This window comes from Klebsiella terrigena (genome assembly GCF_006539725.1).
GTDB classification, from domain to species: Bacteria; Pseudomonadota; Gammaproteobacteria; order Enterobacterales; family Enterobacteriaceae; genus Klebsiella; species Klebsiella terrigena.
This window is the reverse complement of record NZ_BJNO01000001.1, coordinates 87,047-102,108: the sequence shown is the minus strand read 5'-3', so window position 1 is coordinate 102,108 and position 15,062 is coordinate 87,047. Positions and strand designations below refer to the sequence as shown.

The following is a 15,062-nucleotide window of genomic DNA, read 5'->3' as shown; positions in this document are numbered from 1 at the left end:
TGATAAAACAAATATGTGCCTGCTCGACAGTGCTTCCGTGACGTAAAGTCATGGCTTTACGCTATTTTATAAATGCGAATAGTAATCATTATTTAACGCAAAGTGGAGCGTTAATTGCGCTCGCGGGCGAAAAAAATAGCCAATAGTTGCCATTATTTAACTAAACTTCCGTTAATAATTTTCAAAAAATTACAAAAGAGTTAACATATGGAGATATGTTCCGTTTGGTTCGTTTTGCGAGTGTTTACATGAAAATCCTTTCCGTGCGCACGGTTGCGCTTCCCGCCCTCCTCTTGCCGCTGGTCGCTATGGCTCAGTCCAGCCCCGAAGGCGAGCAGACGATGGTCGTCACCGCGGCCCCAACGACGGTCTCTGAACTCGATACCCCCGCCGCCGTCAGCGTGGTCAACGGCGACGAAATGCGCCACGCCGCGCCGCGGGTCAACCTTTCCGAGTCGCTGGGCGCGGTGCCCGGCCTGCAGGTGCAAAACCGGCAGAACTACGCTCAGGACCTGCAGCTCTCGATTCGCGGCTTCGGCTCTCGCTCCACCTACGGCGTGCGCGGGCTGCGGATCTACGTTGACGGCATTCCGGCCACCATGCCCGACGGCCAGGGGCAAACCTCCAATATCGATATCGGCAGCGTAGAGTCGCTGGAAGTTCTGCGCGGGCCCTTCTCCGCGCTGTACGGCAACTCCTCCGGCGGGGTGATTAACGTCACCAGCCAGAGCGGCAGCCAGCCGCCGACCATCGAAGCCAGCAGCTATTACGGTAGCTTCGGTACCTGGCACTACGGCATGAAGGCCACCGGCGCCGTCGGCGACGGTACCCATGCCGGGGACGTCGATTACACCGTGTCGACCAACCGCTTCACCACTCACGGCTACCGCGATCACAGCGGCGCGCGGAAAAATCTCGCCAACGCGAAGCTCGGCGTGCGTATCAACGACGTCAGTAAGCTGACGCTGCTGTTCAACAGCGTGGATATCAAAGCCAACGATGCCGGCGGCCTGAGCTACGACGAGTGGCAAAGCAACCCGCGCCAGTCGCCGCGCGGCGATCAGTACAACACCCGCAAGTCGACCAAACAGACCCAGGCCGGTTTGCGCTACGAGCGCCAGCTGAGCGAGCGCGACGACCTGAGCGTGATGATGTACGCCGGCGAGCGTGAAACCACGCAGTATCAGTCGATTCCGCGCGCGCCGCAGCTTAACCCGAGCCACGCGGGCGGCGTGATTGACCTCACCCGCCACTATCAGGGCATCGATACCCGCTGGACCCACCGCGGCGAGCTGCTGGTACCGGTAACCTTCACCACCGGGCTTGATTACGAAACCATGAGCGAGCGCCGCAAAGGATTTGAAAACTTCGTGATGGCCAACGGCGCACCGCAGTACGGCGAAGAGGGCAACCTGCGCCGCAACGAACGCAACCTGATGTGGAATATCGACCCTTATCTGCAGACCCAGTGGCAGCTTACGGAGAAACTGACTCTCGATGCCGGGGTGCGCTACAGCTCGGTGTGGTTCGATTCAAACGATTACTACATTGCACCGGGTAACGGCGACGACAGCGGCGACGCCAGCTACCACAAATGGCTGCCGGCGGGTTCACTGAAGTATGCGCTGACCGATGCGTGGAACGTCTACGCTTCCGCCGGTCGCGGCTTTGAAACGCCGACCATCAACGAGCTCTCCTATCGCTCCGGCAACCAGGGCGGCCTGAACTTTGGCCTGCAGCCCTCAACCAACGAGACGTTCGAAATCGGCAGCAAAACGCGGATCGGCAACGGCCTGTTCACCGCCGCCTTGTTCCAGACCGATACCGATAACGAGATTGTCGTTGACGCCAGCAGCGGCGGTCGCACCAGCTATAAAAACGCCGGCAAAACCCGCCGTCAGGGAATGGAGCTGGGGCTGGATCAGCAGTTCGCTGAGAACTGGCGCCTGAAGGCCGCCTGGACATGGCTGGACGCCACCTACCGGACCAACGTCTGCGATGACGCCAGCTGCAACGGCAACCGCATCCCGGGGATCGCCCGCAATATGGGCTACGCCTCGTTTGGCTATCAGCCGGATCGCGGCTGGTACGCGGGCAGCGATATTCGCTATATGAGCGACATTATGGCTAACGATGAGAACACCGCTAAGGCGCCGTCGTGGACCGTCGTTGGGCTCACCAGCGGCTATAAGTGGAGCTACGGCAACATGGATATGGACGTTTTCGGCCGTATCGATAATCTGTTTGACCGCAGCTACGTCGGGTCGGTGATCGTCAACGAGTCCAACGGCCGCTACTACGAACCGGCGCCGGGACGTAACTACGGCGTTGGCCTGAACCTCGCCTGGCGATTTGAATAATACCCAGCCGCCGCCCGGGGAGTCATGCCGGGCGGCGGCGTTAACGCGCCGCTCCGGCTACGACCTCATCGTCTCTCTTCGCCCCGGCAAGCGCGGACCAGGCGGCAAGCCTACATACGCCAGCCTGTAGTCGGGAGATTCGTCTTCCCCCATCATCATAATGCGGCGTGCATCACGCTTTGTTTTATCCTCCCTCGTCTGTTGTGCTCCCTGGCGTTACCCTTATCACAAATATCGCCCATAAAAAGGAGCCGCTATGGCACTGCCAATCATCCTTGATTGCGACCCGGGTCATGATGACGCCATCGCTATCGTTCTCGCCCTCGCCTCACCCGAACTGGACGTCAAAGCCATCACCTCCTCCGCCGGTAACCAGACGCCGGAGAAAACCCTGCGTAACGTGCTGCGCATGCTGACGCTGCTGCAACGCCAGGATATTCCGGTGGCCGGCGGCGCGCGTAAGCCGCTGATGCGGGAGCTGATCATCGCTGACAACGTTCATGGCGAAAGCGGGCTCGACGGCCCGGCGCTCCCGGAGCCTGATTTTGCCCCACAGAACTGTACCGCCGTCGAGCTGATGGCCAAAACGCTGCGCGAAAGCCCGCAGCCGGTGACGATTGTCGCCACCGGCCCGCAAACCAACGTCGCCCTGCTGCTGAACGGCCACCCCGAACTGCACGATAAGATCGCACGCATCGTGATGATGGGCGGCGCGATGGTACTCGGCAACTGGCAGCCCGCCGCCGAGTTTAATATCTACGTCGACCCGGAAGCGGCGGAGATTGTCTTCCAGTCGGGTATTCCGGTGGTGATGGCCGGGCTGGACGTCACGCATCGGGCGCAGATTCATGACATGGATATCGAACGTTTCCGCCAGGTCGGTAACCCGCTAGCCACCATTGTTGCCGAGCTGCTCGACTTCTTTATGGAGTATCACAAGGATGCTAAATGGGGATTCACCGGCGCCCCGCTGCACGACCCCTGCACCATCGCCTGGCTGCTGAAGCCGGAGCTGTTCACCTGCGTTGAGCGCTGGGTGGGCGTGGAAACCCAGGGGAAATATACCCAGGGCATGACGGTGGTCGATTATTACTTCCTGACCGGTAATCAGCCGAATACCACGGTCTTGCTGGATGTCGACAGGGAGGGTTTTGTAGACCTGTTAGCCGAGCGGCTGGCGTTTTATGGCTGAATTTAGATTCAGCGAGACGTTAAGCATTGCGATACTGCCTTCTGGATAAAGACGTGCCGACAGGAAGCGTCGACAGTTTGCAGCGTATCAGGCGACAAGTTTATCAGGCCCTGTACCTGTCTGTCGTTCGTCAATGCTCCTGACTTTGGTCTGCCAGGTTGGATCGATCAGAGCGTTAAATTCAATATCGTGACCGACAAAAAGCGTTTACACGGGAAAGGTATACAAGGATAACGGCTCCGCAGAGCCGTTATGACTAGCGGTGTATCAGGTCCACTCTTCATAGCCGTTCTCGTGGATCCAGACAATCCCTCCTGGACATTCCTCAAATGTGAACCACAAGCCAGAGTATAAGTCCTCTTCGCATTATTCCCCTGTATGTTACTTCCCCCGTCCCCCAACACCTGCGCGAACTCCTTCCCGAACATATTGAGCTTATCGCTACTCTGTTTTGGATTAAAAACTTTAACTAACTGGCCAGTATTGGTTTTCTGAAAGGAGAACGAACAAAGAGATGGGTTAAGGAAAACCCCGGAGAGCACGCCATTTCTGGCACCTTGCCGACCCTCGCCCCGGCGCGCGGCGGCGCCGGGGCATAAGCGTTACTCGTCCGGCGAAACGCGGACCACGACTTTACCGAAGTTCTCACCCTTCAGCAGGCCGATCAAAGCGCGCGGGGCGCTCTCCAGCCCGTCGATTTGCTGCTCGCGGTACTTGATTTTGCCTTCCTGCACCCAGCGCCCCATCTCCTGCTGGAACTCGGCGATACGGTGGCCGTAATCCTGGCCGATAATGAAGCCCTGCATCCGAATCCGTTTTTTCAGCAGCGTGCCCATCAGCAGCGGCAGACGGTCCGGCCCGTCGGGCAGCGAGGTCGCGTTGTAGCCGCTGACCAGGCCGCACACCGGCACCCGCGCCGCGGTATTGAGCAGCGGCAGCACCGCATCAAACACCTTGCCGCCGACGTTTTCATAATACACGTCAATACCCTGCGGGCAGGCCTGCGCCAGCTGTTCGGCAAAATCAGATGCCCGATGGTCGAGGCAGACGTCAAAGCCCAGCGTCTCGACCGCATAGCGACACTTCTCGCTGCCGCCAGCAATTCCGACGGTGCGGCAGCCTTTAAGCTTAGCAATCTGCCCTACCGTTGCGCCCACCGGCCCGGTGGCGGCGGCGACCACCAGCGTCTCGCCGGCCTTCGGCTGTCCAATATCCAGCAGCCCCATATAGGCGGTAAAACCGGGCATGCCCAGCAGGCCGAGCGCCCAGGACGGATGCTCCGGCTGCGCGCCCAGCTTCACCAGCCCGCTGCCGTCAGACAGCTCATAATCCTGCCAGCCGCCGTAGCCCAGCACCCACTCCCCAGGCGTAAAGTCAGCATGATTTGACGTCACCACCCGGCTCACCGTACCGCCCACCATCACCGCGCCGATGGCAACCGGCGGCGAGTAGGACGGTGCATCGCTCATGCGGCCGCGCATATAGGGATCTAAAGAGAGAAACACGGTGCGAAGCAGCACCTGTCCCGGGCCCGGAGACGGCACATCGCCCTCTTCCAGACGAAAGTTTTCTCCGGTCGGCTCGCCGTGTGGACGAGAAGCCAACACCCAGCGACGGTGACGTTGCGAATTAAAAGCCATAGCAAACTCCTCTTTTAAAGACCTGTACTGAGGCTAGCCGCAATTACCGCCGCCTGCATTGGCATTATGAGGCAGATTGATTCAGCCTGACGACCAGATAGATGCAGGAGGAGGCGGATTCATTGATAAAGCGGCAATCGTTCGGCGGCCCCAGCTCCAGGCAGTCCCCCGCCTGCATTTCATGGCGCGTGGCGCCTTCAACAAACACCAGCTCGCCCTGCTGCAGCCAGATCAGCTGGCGCGCCAGCGCATAGGAGGCCGCGGGCATCGGAACATCGCTGCCGGCGGGAAGTTCCACCTGCACCAGATCGATAGGCAGGTCGCTGCGCGGCGAGACGTGACGGCGCAGATAGTGGCTCTGCGGATCGCGCCACACCGGCTGGTTGGCAAAACGCAGCAGCTTACCTTCCTGCATCTCCGCCCGGGCGATCAGCGTCGACATGCTGATGCCAAAGGCGCCGGAAAGACGCCCAAGCATCGACGCCGTCGGGCTGCTCTCAGCGCGTTCGATTTTGTGGATCATCGCCCGCGACGCGCCGGCCCGTTCCGCCAGCTCGCTCAGAGACCAGCCTCGGGACTCTCGTTCGATCCGAATGCGGGCGCTGATGCGCTGATTGATGTTGTCTTCGATAGTATTCATAGCGTAGTACTATAGTGTATGGCAGGCGGCGTAACAAGGTGATGAAAGCTAAGGTATTTGCACGGCTCTGATTCACGCATCTTCGCCTGAGACCGCGCCGGCCAGGGCCGCATAGCAAAAAATTATGCCTAAAACAGATGACAGCGTCGCGTACATTATTGTAATAATAACGTACTACTATAGTGTACAAAACTTGAGGTTTGCTATGACCATCCGCTATGCCTGTAAAGAGGATTGTGCGGCAATTGCCGGGATCTACAACCACGCGGTGCTGCACACCGCCGCTATCTGGAATGATAAAACCGTCGACACCGATAACCGCATTGCCTGGTTTGAAGCGCGCCAGCTGGCCGGTTTCCCGGTGCTGGTGAGCGAAGAGGACGGCGTGGTGACCGGCTATTCATCCTTTGGCGACTGGCGCGCCTTCGACGGTTTTCGCCATACCGTCGAGCATTCGGTCTACGTACACCCCGATCACCAGGGAAAAGGGCTTGGCCGCACCCTGCTTGTGGCGCTGATTAATGAGGCCCGCCGCCTGAAGAAACACGTGATGGTCGCCGGCATTGAGGCGCAGAACCACGCGTCGCTGCATCTCCATGAAACCCTCGGTTTTGTGACCACCGGCCAGATGCCGCAGGTCGGCACCAAATTCGGCCGCTGGCTGGACCTGACCTTTATGCAGCTCCAGCTCGACGATCGCCGCGATCCGGATCCCGAGGCATGAATCAGTCGCTGACGCTGGCCTGCCTTATCGCCGCCGGGATCGGGCTGGTGGTGCAGAATACGCTGATGGTGCGCATTACCCAGTCCGCCTCCACCATCCTGATTGCGATGCTGCTTAATTCGCTGGTCGGGATTGTTATTTTCGTCACTATATTGCTCCTGCGCCACGGCGCGGCGGGCTTTCATGAGCTGGCGGTTAGCGTGAAGTGGTGGACGCTCATTCCGGGCCTGCTGGGGTCGTTTTTTGTCTTTGCGAGCATCAGCGGGTATCAGAACGTTGGCGCGGCGACCACCATTGCGGTGCTCATCGCCAGCCAGCTGGTCGGCGGCCTGATCATCGATTTAGTGCGCGCCCACGGCGTGCCGTTTCGCGCACTGGTGGGGCCGTTTTGTGGAGCGGTCATGCTGGTGATTGGCGCCTGGCTGGTAGCCAGACGCCAGTTCTGATGCGGATATCAGAGGATAGCGCCACCCCTGGTCAACTGCTCACGCCGCCCCTCCTGCTCTTCCTGGTGCTGGCGTCCGTGATGAGCAATGGTGGTGCGTAGACGCTGCTGCTGGGTATAGCGATCGTCGCGATCGAGTTCAGCATCATCGCTCAGCTCGATCAGCAGCTCATTCATATCGGTAATCACCCCTTCGGCAATCGCCGCGTCTACGCGGGCGATAACCTCATCCAGATGTGCCATCCAGCTCTCCTTGTGGCTTAATTCAGTTTAACCTTCGAAAAATCGCTGCCCATCAGGCTCACGCTATAGCCGCTGACGTTGCTGCGCGTGGCGTAGAAGGTTTTGCCCGTTGCCAGGGTAATCCACGGCGCCTGCTGATAAAAAATCTCCTGTGCCTGGCCGTACAGCTTGGCCCGCGCCTGCGGATCGCTAACCAGCAGCGCTTTTTTCACCAGCGCGTCGTAAGACTTATCGCACCAGCGGGCAACGTTAGAGCCGGTTTTGATGTTATCACAGCTTAAAAGCGTGCCGGCAAAGTTGTCCGGATCGCCGTTATCCGACATCCAGCCAAACAGGGCGCTGTCGTGTTCGCCTTTACGCATCCCGGCGAGATATTCACCCCACTCGTAGCTGACGATTTTAGCCTTGACGCCAACCTTGTTCCAGTCGCTCTGAATCATCTCCGCGATGCGGCGAGAGTTCGGGTTATACGGCCGCTGAACCGGCATCGACCACAGGGTGACCTCTGCACCATTTTCCAGGCCGGCCTGCTTGAGCAGCGCTTTAGCCTTCTGCGGATCGTAGTCGTAGTCCGGGAGATCTTTCTTATAGCCGAGCATATTGGCCGGCAGCGGCGATTTCGCCACGGTGCCGGAATCGAGGAATACCGCTTTAACGATCGCCTGCTTGTCCGTCGCGTAGTTCAGCGCCTGACGCACCAGCAGATTATCGAACGGCTTTTTCTCGGTGTTAAACGCCAGATAGCCGACGTTCAGCGCCTCAACCGAGTGTAGCGCCAGATCCTTATTGCCTTTGATGACCGGGAACTGCACCGGTGAAGGCGCCGGAATGATCTGACACTCGTTGGTTTGCAGCTTCGCCAGCCGCGTCTCAACGTTTGGCGTGATTGAGAAAATCAGATGTTTTGTCGGCACCTCGCCTTCCCAATAGTGCGGATTGGCAATATAGCGGATCTGGGAATCCACCTTATACTGCTGCAGCGCGTACGGGCCGGTACCGATAGGCCAGGTATCGACGTACTCCGGGGTGCCCTTTTTCAGCATCGCGTCGCCATACTCCGCGGAGAGAATGGAGGCGAAATCCATGCCCCAGTCGGCGAGGAAAGCGGCATTGGGCTCAGCCAGCACGAACTGGACGTGATAATCGTCGAGCTTTTTCACCTCTTTGATCAGCTTATCCAGCCCGACGTCGTGGAAGTACTCGTAGCTGCCCTGGGAAACGTTATGGTACGGGTGTTTTGCATCCTGCTGGCGCAGCACCGAGAAGAGCACGTCGTCGGCGTTGAAATCGCGGGTCGGCTTGAAGTATTTATTGCTGTTGAACTGAACGCCTTTGCGCAGGGTAAAGGTCCAGGTTTTGCCATCCGGCGAAACGGTCCAGTCGGTGGCCAGCGAAGGAACCGGCGTATTTTTCTGCGGATCGAAGGTAATCAGGCGGTTGTAGAGCACCTGCGAGCTGGCCACAAACGAGGGGCCGGAGCTGGCTATCTGCGGGTTGAAGGATTCCGGCGAGGCTTCGGAGCAGTAGACCAGCGTATCGTTACCGGCCGCCGAGGCCGCAGCGGCCGGCAGCAGCAGCGCGCTCAGCGCCAGAGCAAGGCGAGTTTTCCCTGTAGACATGGTTATAAACCTTATTAATTTGTTATATGCCCTCTAATAACAGCACAGCAGGAATCAACCGGCAAATAATCAATCGGTATCAGGTTATGCTGAAAACGCCGTTTTCGCCGATTTATTCAACACTCGCCGCCTTTTTGCACCGTTTAATCGGCTGAAGTTGTGAACTGCCTAAAAAGCTTGAAAAATAGCGTGCGATAACCGCCCTCTCTGCCCCGCGAAATCTCCCCGCCCGGTACACTCGGAAAAACGCGAAAAGATGAGGTTTCCCGATGAGCTTAACCTGCAGCCTGTACACCAACGGCCGGTGGCACGACGCCGACGGCGGTGCCACCTTTACCCGCAGCCATCCGCTGAACGCAGAGGCGCCCTCCACCGCTGCCGCCGCGAGTCTCGCCGACGCCCGGCGCAGCGTTGAGGCCGCGGCCGCGGCATTTCCACAATGGCGCGATACTCCCCCTGGCGAACGCCGTCGCCTGCTGCTGAGCGCTGCCGAACAGATGCTGCTGCGCGAAGCCCGCTTTATTGCCGCTATGGCGGCAGAAACCGGCGCAACGGCGCACTGGTCCGGCTTTAACGTCCATCTGGCCGCCGATATTTTGCGCGAAGCCGCCGCGCTCACGACCCAGATTGAGGGACAGATAGTGCCGTCAAACGTGCCGGGAAATCTGGCGATGGCCGTGCGCCAGGGCGCCGGCGTCGTGCTCGGGATGGCGCCGTGGAACGCGCCGCTGATCCTGGCGACGCGGGCGATTGCCACTCCTCTGGCCTGTGGCAACACGGTGATCCTCAAGGGCGCCGAGCTGTCGCCCGCCTCTCAGGGATTAATGATTGAGGCCCTCGCCGCTGCCGGCTTCCCCGACGGCGTGATCAACTATCTGACCTGCGCGCCTGAGGATGCACCGGCGTTGGTCGAGTCGCTGATTGCCCATCCCGCGGTGCGGCGGGTCAATTTTACCGGCTCCACGCCGGTGGGCAGGATCGTTGCCCGCACCTGCGGCCAGCATCTGAAGCCCGCGGTACTTGAGTTGGGCGGTAAAGCCCCGCTGCTGGTGCTCGATGACGCCGATCCCGAACAGGCGGCGGCGGGTGCCATATTTGGCGCTTTCGCCAACGCCGGGCAGATCTGTATGTCAACCGAACGCATTATCGTCGACCGCGCGATTGCCGATGAGTTTGTCGCACTCATCAGCCGCCGCGCGGCGAACCTGCCCGCCGGTTTGATCGGGCCGGTCGTCGATATGAAGACCGTGACGCGCTGCAATGCGCTGATTGACGATGCGCTGACAAAAGGCGCCAGGCTGCTGTGCGGCGGCAAAGCCACGTCGGTGCAAATGGATGCCACCCTGCTGGACGGCGTCACCCGCGACATGCGCATCTGGAGCGAGGAGTCGTTTGGGCCGGTGAAAGCGATTATCCGCGTCAGCGGTGAAGAGGAAGCCCTGGCCGTCGCGAATGAGAGCGAATACGGGCTTTCATCGGCGGTATACAGCCGGGACAGCGCCCGGGCATGGAACGTCGCGCAGCGCTTACAAACGGGGATTTGCCACATTAATGGCCCCACCGTTCACGATGAGGCGCAGATGCCGTTCGGCGGCTGTAAATCCTCCGGCTACGGGCGCTTCGGCGGGCGCGCAGGCGTTGACGAGTTTACCGAACTGCGCTGGATAACCCTGCAAATGCAGCCCCGCGAGCTGCCGTTTTAACCCATTCCGCCGGCTGGCGTCGACAGCCTCAGCAGCCGCTGGCGATCGCGGCCGCCAGCGCGGCAGGATTTTCCCAGGCCATCGAATGCCCGGCGTCGGGCACAACCCGCAGCGCGATCCCTTGCGCGACGACGTCCTCGGCTTCCTGTGCCGGGAGCGACAGCTCGCCATAGATAAGCGTCTTCGGACAAGAGAGCCGGCAAAAAAGGGTGAACCACGATGGCGTTACGCCGCAGACCAGGCTGCTTGCCCCTCTCCAGACGGCCCAGGGGGCGCTGTTCTGCAGGCACCCGGCCCAGGGCGAAGACTCCGCCGCCAGCATCTCAGCATAGCCTCTGGCGACAAACGCCGCTTCGCTCTGCGCGGCAATCGCCCGGCTGTATATCCCGCCGCCGGCGTACAGGTTGGGCTCGGCCACCAACAGCGCAAGCACGCGTTCACCTAAGCGTTCAGCCGCCTCGATGGCAATACTGCCGCCCATGCTATGGCCGTATAAATAGCAGCGCGACAGCTGCAGGTGGTCAAGGAGTTCTACCACCACCTGCGCCTGCTCCGTGGTGCTGTAACCAAACTCAGCGGGTTTATCGCTGTAGCCGTAGCCCGGCAGATCGATAAGCACCACCCGTCGCCCGCTCAGCGCGGGATCGGCAGCCACTCGAGGATAATCGTACGAAGAGGCGCACCCCAGACCGTGGATAAAAACGATCGGCTCGCCATCGCCGGGCAGATCGAGCCAGCGCACGGTGGCGCCGGCCAGAGAGGAGAAGAAACCGTTCATAGATAAGCTCCCGTCAATAAATACTGTGTTTTTATACAGTATTTATTGACGAATGCCAACGCTTTCTGCATCAGAATAGCGAAACGAGGAGCGCGGTCGGGAAGCTAAACGGCCAGGTTGCACCGATCAGCAGCGCGGCCAGCAGGCGAATCAGACGGCTCTCTTTGGTTAAAAACCAGCTGATAACGGCGCAGATAAATCCCATCACCGCATAAAAAATCAGCATCTTTTGATATAGGGTCATTCTTAGTCCTTCCCTGAAAACGCCTTTACGACGCGCCTCTTTCAACTGCGGAAAGCGGACCAGAGATTAATGCATGACAATGTAAAAATGCTGCGCGTAGCCGACAGAAAACGCCCGATTCATCCTTGTCTGATAGCACATCCTGTGACCTCGTACTATACCTGTAAGGGCTTACTCATAAAGGTGGCGTTATGGATGTTTCCAGCAAAACCGTAATTCTGATTAATGTCGGCGCAGCATTTGCGCTTATTAGCCTGTTATCCGTTCGTTTTGGTTGGTTTTACTGATTTATTTCTCAGCAAAGAAACCTAAAAAAGCAGCCTTAATGGGCTGCTTTTTTACGATTTGATAGCGACCGTATGGGCGGCTTCCGCCTGTGAAGTAGCCTGCAGCACGGCGATAGCCTTGAGGTTCTCAGGGTTATACGCCGGCAGCGGATTGATCTTTTCGCTATCCCATTCAGCGGAGAGACAGACGGCTTCACTTGCCCCCTGCTGTTCACAATCTAAAACGCGCTGAGCGGGCAAGTTGCCATAGAGAATGGCGCTGGCGCAGGCCACCAGCACAAAAAATGCTATGTTTTTCAAAACAAAATCAACTTCAAAGTAACAAATTATGACAAATTTTCGCATGGCCTCCCCGTTAAAGTCAAACGCCAAACGGCCGCAAACATTTAATAGATACAAACTTGATCTAACCATTAACATTAATTAAACATTAACTTTAATTAATAAAGTCATTGCTAAGAAATAAATCTGAAATACATTTCGCCAATACTGCTGATACGCTTAAAAAAAGAGTCCGGGGCGGCGCATGGGCTGGCAAATAGCATTACAAAATAAATGGATATAGAAAGTGAGGATGCCAGGGAAATAAATTAACCGCACTTTTTCAGGAAAACGATCCTCCTCAACCAGAGATCCGCCCTTTGCCGTCAGGAAGTATCAGATTATGCTTAAAAAATCAGCATAAACTCACGTCTAAAGACAACTAACAATAATGTATGACGAAGCGTTCTATTAGCGGAAAATGCGATACTTCTTAAATCTCGTTTTGCTGAAGGAGCGACGACTAAGCCGACAACCTCAAGGTTGGTGCGGCCTTAAGCCGATCCCTGGCGTCCTGACCTGCCGGCGCTTCATTTGAAACGGTACAAATACTATTTGCGTTATCTCAAGGATGAATTTACATTCATAATCATTGGTTATGAATAATTTTCCAGTTGCTCATTTTAAATTTGAGGTGGTATATGTCCGGGATTGCCGTGCTTATAGTGGCGTTAATATTGCTGGTTATCGCAGTCTACAATCTTATTTCTTACGTGCGCGAACGCCGTCAGTCAAGCCTGCCGAGTAAGAAGAATAAACGCTAGGCACATGGATTTACCTGCCTGAATAGTATCGGCAATAGCGAACACTTTAATTTACCCTGCCCTTTTGTGCGTATTAGCTCGCGCGCTTAGCTGCGTGAGAGCGTTGCGCCGCTGCACCCTCTTTCAGACATTGATGGTGTAGACCGCCCCTTCCCTGCTCCCGCTGCCCGTTTTTATTATTTCCCGCGCTAGCGCTGCCGCCTGCTGAGTATTGCAAAGTGGCCCAGGGTTACGCGCATCGGGAAAACGGCGAGAACGCAGGCGCGCATCCACAACCGTCCGCCAGGGCAAAATAGCGGCCGCGTTTTGAACGATGCACACCTCAGCCTCGCTGGGGTGAGTCCCCTGGAGAGGAGGCGCATGGCGGCCAGCGAGGCCGGTCGGGACGAAGGCGCAAAAAAAAGCCCCTGCACTGTTAATGCATGGGCGGGGATATTTGCGAGCCCCATCCGGCGCTTATCTCCGGCACTCATCATGGCTTAGCTCTTGAAGGGGCGTAAGAATAATCTCATATCACTGCGCCATTTGTCTTAGCAATTCCTGCCATTGATGACTATTAGCACGCTAACATGATTGCAGGGTGATTATTGCGCGCCCGCGCCTGCGGTTTGCCGCCGCCGACGGGCCTGAACGGGCCCCGTCGGCGGCGTGCTGCTCATTAGTGCTTGATCATCACATGGCGCACGACGGTGTAGTCCTCCAGGCCATACATCGACATATCCTTCCCGTAGCCCGACAGCTTTTGCCCACCGTGCGGCATTTCGCTCACCAGCATAAAGTGGGTATTCACCCAGGTACAGCCGTACTGCAGGCGCGCGCTGAGGCGATGGGCTCTGCCGACATCCCGGGTCCACACCGACGAGGCCAGACCATACTGCGAATCGTTGGCCCACGTCAGCGCCTGCTCCTCATCGCTGAACGCGGTGACGCTGACCACCGGGCCAAACACCTCGCGCTGGACAATATCATCCTCCTGCTTCGCCCCGGCCAGCAGCGTAGGCTGGTAGTAGTAGCCTTTCCCCGGCGCTCTGCTGCCGCCGGTCACCACTTTGATATGCGCCAGCGCGCGCGCGGCGTCGACGGCGGCGCTCACCCGCTCGAGGTGCGCCTGCGAGCTGACCGGCCCCAGCTCCGTCGCGCCATCCTCCGGCGGGCCGATTTTCAGGCTGGCAACGGCGGCCCCCAGTTTCTCCACCAGCTGGTCATAAATGCCCTGCTGAGCGTAGATGCGGCAGGCGGCGGTACAGTCCTGGCCGGCGTTATAGAAACCGAAGGTCCGCACGCCCTCCACCACCGCGTCAATATCCGCGTCGTCAAAGACGATAACCGGCGCCTTACCGCCCAGCTCCATATGCGTACGCTTAATCGAGGAGGCCGTATGGCCAATGATATGCGCGCCGGTGGCTATCGACCCGGTCAGCGAGACCATCCGCACCTTATGATGGCCGGTCAGCGGATCGCCAACGGTTTTGCCGCGGCCAAACAGCACGTTGAGGACGCCAGCCGGGAAGATGTCTTTTGCCAGCTCGGCCAGCTTCAGCGCAGTTAGCGGCGTAATCTCTGAAGGTTTAATCACCACGCAGTTCCCCGCCGCCAGCGCCGGGGCCAGCTTCCAGGCCGCCATCATCAGCGGGTAGTTCCACGGCGCGATGGAGGCCACCACCCCAACCGGATCCCGGCGGATCATCGAGGTATGCCCTTCAAGATACTCACCGGCGGCCATTCCGGGCAGGCAGCGCGCGGCGCCGGCGAAGAAGCGAAACACATCCGCCACCGCGGGCAGCTCGTCGTTAATCACGCAGTGCAGCGGCTTGCCGCAGTTCAATGACTCCAGTTTGGCGAGGGTATCCGCATGGGCGGTAATCACGTCCGCCAGCTTGAGCAGGCACTCCGCGCGGGTTTTCGGCGTGGTCTGACTCCAGCTGACAAAGGCCAGGTCCGCCGCCTCAACGGCCGCATCCACCTGGGCCGCCGTCGCCTCCGCAATCTCCAGCAGGGCTTCACCATTAGCAGGATTGAATACCGGCACCAGTTCGCCTTCACCCGCCACTAATTCGCCGTTGATCAAAAGGTTATGTTGCATAGTATGATCCTGTACACGT

At 58.4% G+C, this 15,062-nt stretch carries 15 protein-coding genes and 1 pseudogene; 7 read left to right on the top strand and 9 right to left on the bottom strand.

Annotation, left to right across the window (positions count from 1 at the left end; genetic code table 11):
- Nucleotides 1-248 precede the first annotated feature (248 nt).
- Nucleotides 249-2,360 (top strand): TonB-dependent receptor PqqU, encoded by a 2,112-nt coding sequence (gene pqqU / locus RTE01_RS00480; protein ID WP_041147610.1) that lies wholly within the window; start codon nucleotides 249-251, stop codon nucleotides 2,358-2,360.
- Between the two features lie 256 nt (nucleotides 2,361-2,616).
- A complete protein-coding gene (rihA, locus tag RTE01_RS00475) occupies nucleotides 2,617-3,552 on the top strand; it encodes a pyrimidine-specific ribonucleoside hydrolase RihA (RefSeq protein WP_134525823.1) in 936 nt (311 codons plus the stop codon).
- A 267-nt stretch (nucleotides 3,553-3,819) separates the two neighbouring features.
- Here rihA and RTE01_RS00470 read toward each other — a convergent pair.
- The 3 genes and pseudogenes from RTE01_RS00470 to RTE01_RS00460 all read right to left on the bottom strand — a co-directional run.
- Nucleotides 3,820-3,897, bottom strand: a pseudogene (locus tag RTE01_RS00470) (DUF596 domain-containing protein); the annotation flags it as partial.
- A gap of 257 nt (nucleotides 3,898-4,154) precedes the next feature.
- Nucleotides 4,155-5,192: an NADP-dependent oxidoreductase gene (locus RTE01_RS00465; protein ID WP_134525821.1), complete on the bottom strand. Its 1,038-nt coding sequence runs from the start codon at nucleotides 5,190-5,192 to the stop codon at nucleotides 4,155-4,157.
- Nucleotides 5,193-5,256: 64 nt separating this feature from the next.
- On the bottom strand, nucleotides 5,257-5,832 hold the full coding sequence (locus RTE01_RS00460) for a helix-turn-helix domain-containing protein (RefSeq protein WP_041145362.1): 576 nt from the start codon (nucleotides 5,830-5,832) through the stop codon (nucleotides 5,257-5,259).
- Nucleotides 5,833-6,037: 205 nt separating this feature from the next.
- Between RTE01_RS00460 and RTE01_RS00455 the strand changes: the two genes are divergently transcribed.
- The gene (locus RTE01_RS00455; RefSeq protein ID WP_041145361.1) at nucleotides 6,038-6,556 is read left to right on the top strand and encodes a GNAT family N-acetyltransferase; all 519 of its coding nucleotides are present in this window, start codon (nucleotides 6,038-6,040) and stop codon (nucleotides 6,554-6,556) included.
- On the top strand, nucleotides 6,553-7,002 hold the full coding sequence (locus RTE01_RS00450) for a DMT family transporter (RefSeq protein ID WP_041145360.1): 450 nt from the start codon (nucleotides 6,553-6,555) through the stop codon (nucleotides 7,000-7,002). The genes RTE01_RS00455 and RTE01_RS00450 overlap by 4 nt, the downstream gene beginning before the upstream one ends.
- Nucleotides 7,003-7,010: 8 nt before the next feature.
- On the opposite strand, the gene RTE01_RS00445 is transcribed toward RTE01_RS00450, so the two are convergent.
- Nucleotides 7,011-7,244, bottom strand: a complete 234-nt coding sequence (locus RTE01_RS00445; RefSeq protein WP_134525819.1) for a YdcY family protein — start codon at nucleotides 7,242-7,244, stop codon at nucleotides 7,011-7,013.
- A gap of 17 nt (nucleotides 7,245-7,261) precedes the next feature.
- A complete protein-coding gene (locus tag RTE01_RS00440) occupies nucleotides 7,262-8,863 on the bottom strand; it encodes an ABC transporter substrate-binding protein (RefSeq protein WP_141334529.1) in 1,602 nt (533 codons plus the stop codon).
- Nucleotides 8,864-9,132: 269 nt separating this feature from the next.
- On the opposite strand from RTE01_RS00440, the gene RTE01_RS00435 reads away from it, so the two are divergent.
- Complete coding sequence (locus RTE01_RS00435; RefSeq protein ID WP_134525817.1) at nucleotides 9,133-10,566, top strand: aldehyde dehydrogenase; 1,434 nt, start codon at nucleotides 9,133-9,135, stop codon at nucleotides 10,564-10,566.
- 28 nt (nucleotides 10,567-10,594) lie between these two features.
- Here the strand turns inward: RTE01_RS00435 and RTE01_RS00430 are convergent, their stop codons facing one another.
- Nucleotides 10,595-11,344 (bottom strand): alpha/beta fold hydrolase, encoded by a 750-nt coding sequence (locus tag RTE01_RS00430; RefSeq protein WP_041145356.1) that lies wholly within the window; start codon nucleotides 11,342-11,344, stop codon nucleotides 10,595-10,597.
- A 70-nt stretch (nucleotides 11,345-11,414) separates the two neighbouring features.
- Nucleotides 11,415-11,588 (bottom strand): GhoT/OrtT family toxin, encoded by a 174-nt coding sequence (locus RTE01_RS00425; RefSeq protein WP_071844920.1) that lies wholly within the window; start codon nucleotides 11,586-11,588, stop codon nucleotides 11,415-11,417.
- 191 nt (nucleotides 11,589-11,779) lie between these two features.
- Between RTE01_RS00425 and yncL the strand changes: the two genes are divergently transcribed.
- On the top strand, nucleotides 11,780-11,875 hold the full coding sequence (gene yncL, locus RTE01_RS00420) for a stress response membrane protein YncL (RefSeq protein WP_071844919.1): 96 nt from the start codon (nucleotides 11,780-11,782) through the stop codon (nucleotides 11,873-11,875).
- Nucleotides 11,876-11,926: 51 nt separating this feature from the next.
- Here the strand turns inward: yncL and RTE01_RS00415 are convergent, their stop codons facing one another.
- Nucleotides 11,927-12,220 carry a hypothetical protein gene (locus RTE01_RS00415; protein WP_115192870.1) on the bottom strand — a complete coding sequence of 98 codons (294 nt, stop codon included), beginning with the start codon at nucleotides 12,218-12,220 and terminating at the stop codon, nucleotides 11,927-11,929.
- A gap of 617 nt (nucleotides 12,221-12,837) precedes the next feature.
- Here RTE01_RS00415 and RTE01_RS00410 point away from each other — a divergent pair.
- Complete coding sequence (locus RTE01_RS00410; RefSeq protein ID WP_095097533.1) at nucleotides 12,838-12,960, top strand: small membrane protein; 123 nt, start codon at nucleotides 12,838-12,840, stop codon at nucleotides 12,958-12,960.
- A gap of 658 nt (nucleotides 12,961-13,618) precedes the next feature.
- Here the strand turns inward: RTE01_RS00410 and patD are convergent.
- Complete coding sequence (patD, locus tag RTE01_RS00405; RefSeq protein WP_134525815.1) at nucleotides 13,619-15,043, bottom strand: aminobutyraldehyde dehydrogenase; 1,425 nt, start codon at nucleotides 15,041-15,043, stop codon at nucleotides 13,619-13,621.
- Between the last annotated feature and the right edge of the window lie 19 nt (nucleotides 15,044-15,062).

Excerpts from the sequence above, each read along its gene's own strand:
- patD (WP_134525815.1), bottom strand. The coding sequence starts at position 15,043 with ATGCAACATAACCTTTTGATCAACGGCGAATTAGTGGCGGGTGAAGGC.
- rihA (WP_134525823.1), top strand. The coding sequence starts at position 2,617 with ATGGCACTGCCAATCATCCTTGATTGCGACCCGGGTCATGATGACGCC.
- RTE01_RS00455 (WP_041145361.1), top strand. The coding sequence starts at position 6,038 with ATGACCATCCGCTATGCCTGTAAAGAGGATTGTGCGGCAATTGCCGGG.
- yncL (WP_071844919.1), top strand. The coding sequence starts at position 11,780 with ATGGATGTTTCCAGCAAAACCGTAATTCTGATTAATGTCGGCGCAGCA.
- pqqU (WP_041147610.1), top strand. The coding sequence starts at position 249 with ATGAAAATCCTTTCCGTGCGCACGGTTGCGCTTCCCGCCCTCCTCTTG.
- RTE01_RS00430 (WP_041145356.1), bottom strand. The coding sequence starts at position 11,344 with ATGAACGGTTTCTTCTCCTCTCTGGCCGGCGCCACCGTGCGCTGGCTC.
- RTE01_RS00450 (WP_041145360.1), top strand. The coding sequence starts at position 6,553 with ATGAATCAGTCGCTGACGCTGGCCTGCCTTATCGCCGCCGGGATCGGG.
- RTE01_RS00465 (WP_134525821.1), bottom strand. The coding sequence starts at position 5,192 with ATGGCTTTTAATTCGCAACGTCACCGTCGCTGGGTGTTGGCTTCTCGT.
- RTE01_RS00410 (WP_095097533.1), top strand. The coding sequence starts at position 12,838 with ATGTCCGGGATTGCCGTGCTTATAGTGGCGTTAATATTGCTGGTTATC.
- RTE01_RS00415 (WP_115192870.1), bottom strand. The coding sequence starts at position 12,220 with ATGCGAAAATTTGTCATAATTTGTTACTTTGAAGTTGATTTTGTTTTG.
- RTE01_RS00435 (WP_134525817.1), top strand. The coding sequence starts at position 9,133 with ATGAGCTTAACCTGCAGCCTGTACACCAACGGCCGGTGGCACGACGCC.
- RTE01_RS00460 (WP_041145362.1), bottom strand. The coding sequence starts at position 5,832 with ATGAATACTATCGAAGACAACATCAATCAGCGCATCAGCGCCCGCATT.
- RTE01_RS00425 (WP_071844920.1), bottom strand. The coding sequence starts at position 11,588 with ATGACCCTATATCAAAAGATGCTGATTTTTTATGCGGTGATGGGATTT.
- RTE01_RS00445 (WP_134525819.1), bottom strand. The coding sequence starts at position 7,244 with ATGGCACATCTGGATGAGGTTATCGCCCGCGTAGACGCGGCGATTGCC.
- RTE01_RS00440 (WP_141334529.1), bottom strand. The coding sequence starts at position 8,863 with ATGTCTACAGGGAAAACTCGCCTTGCTCTGGCGCTGAGCGCGCTGCTG.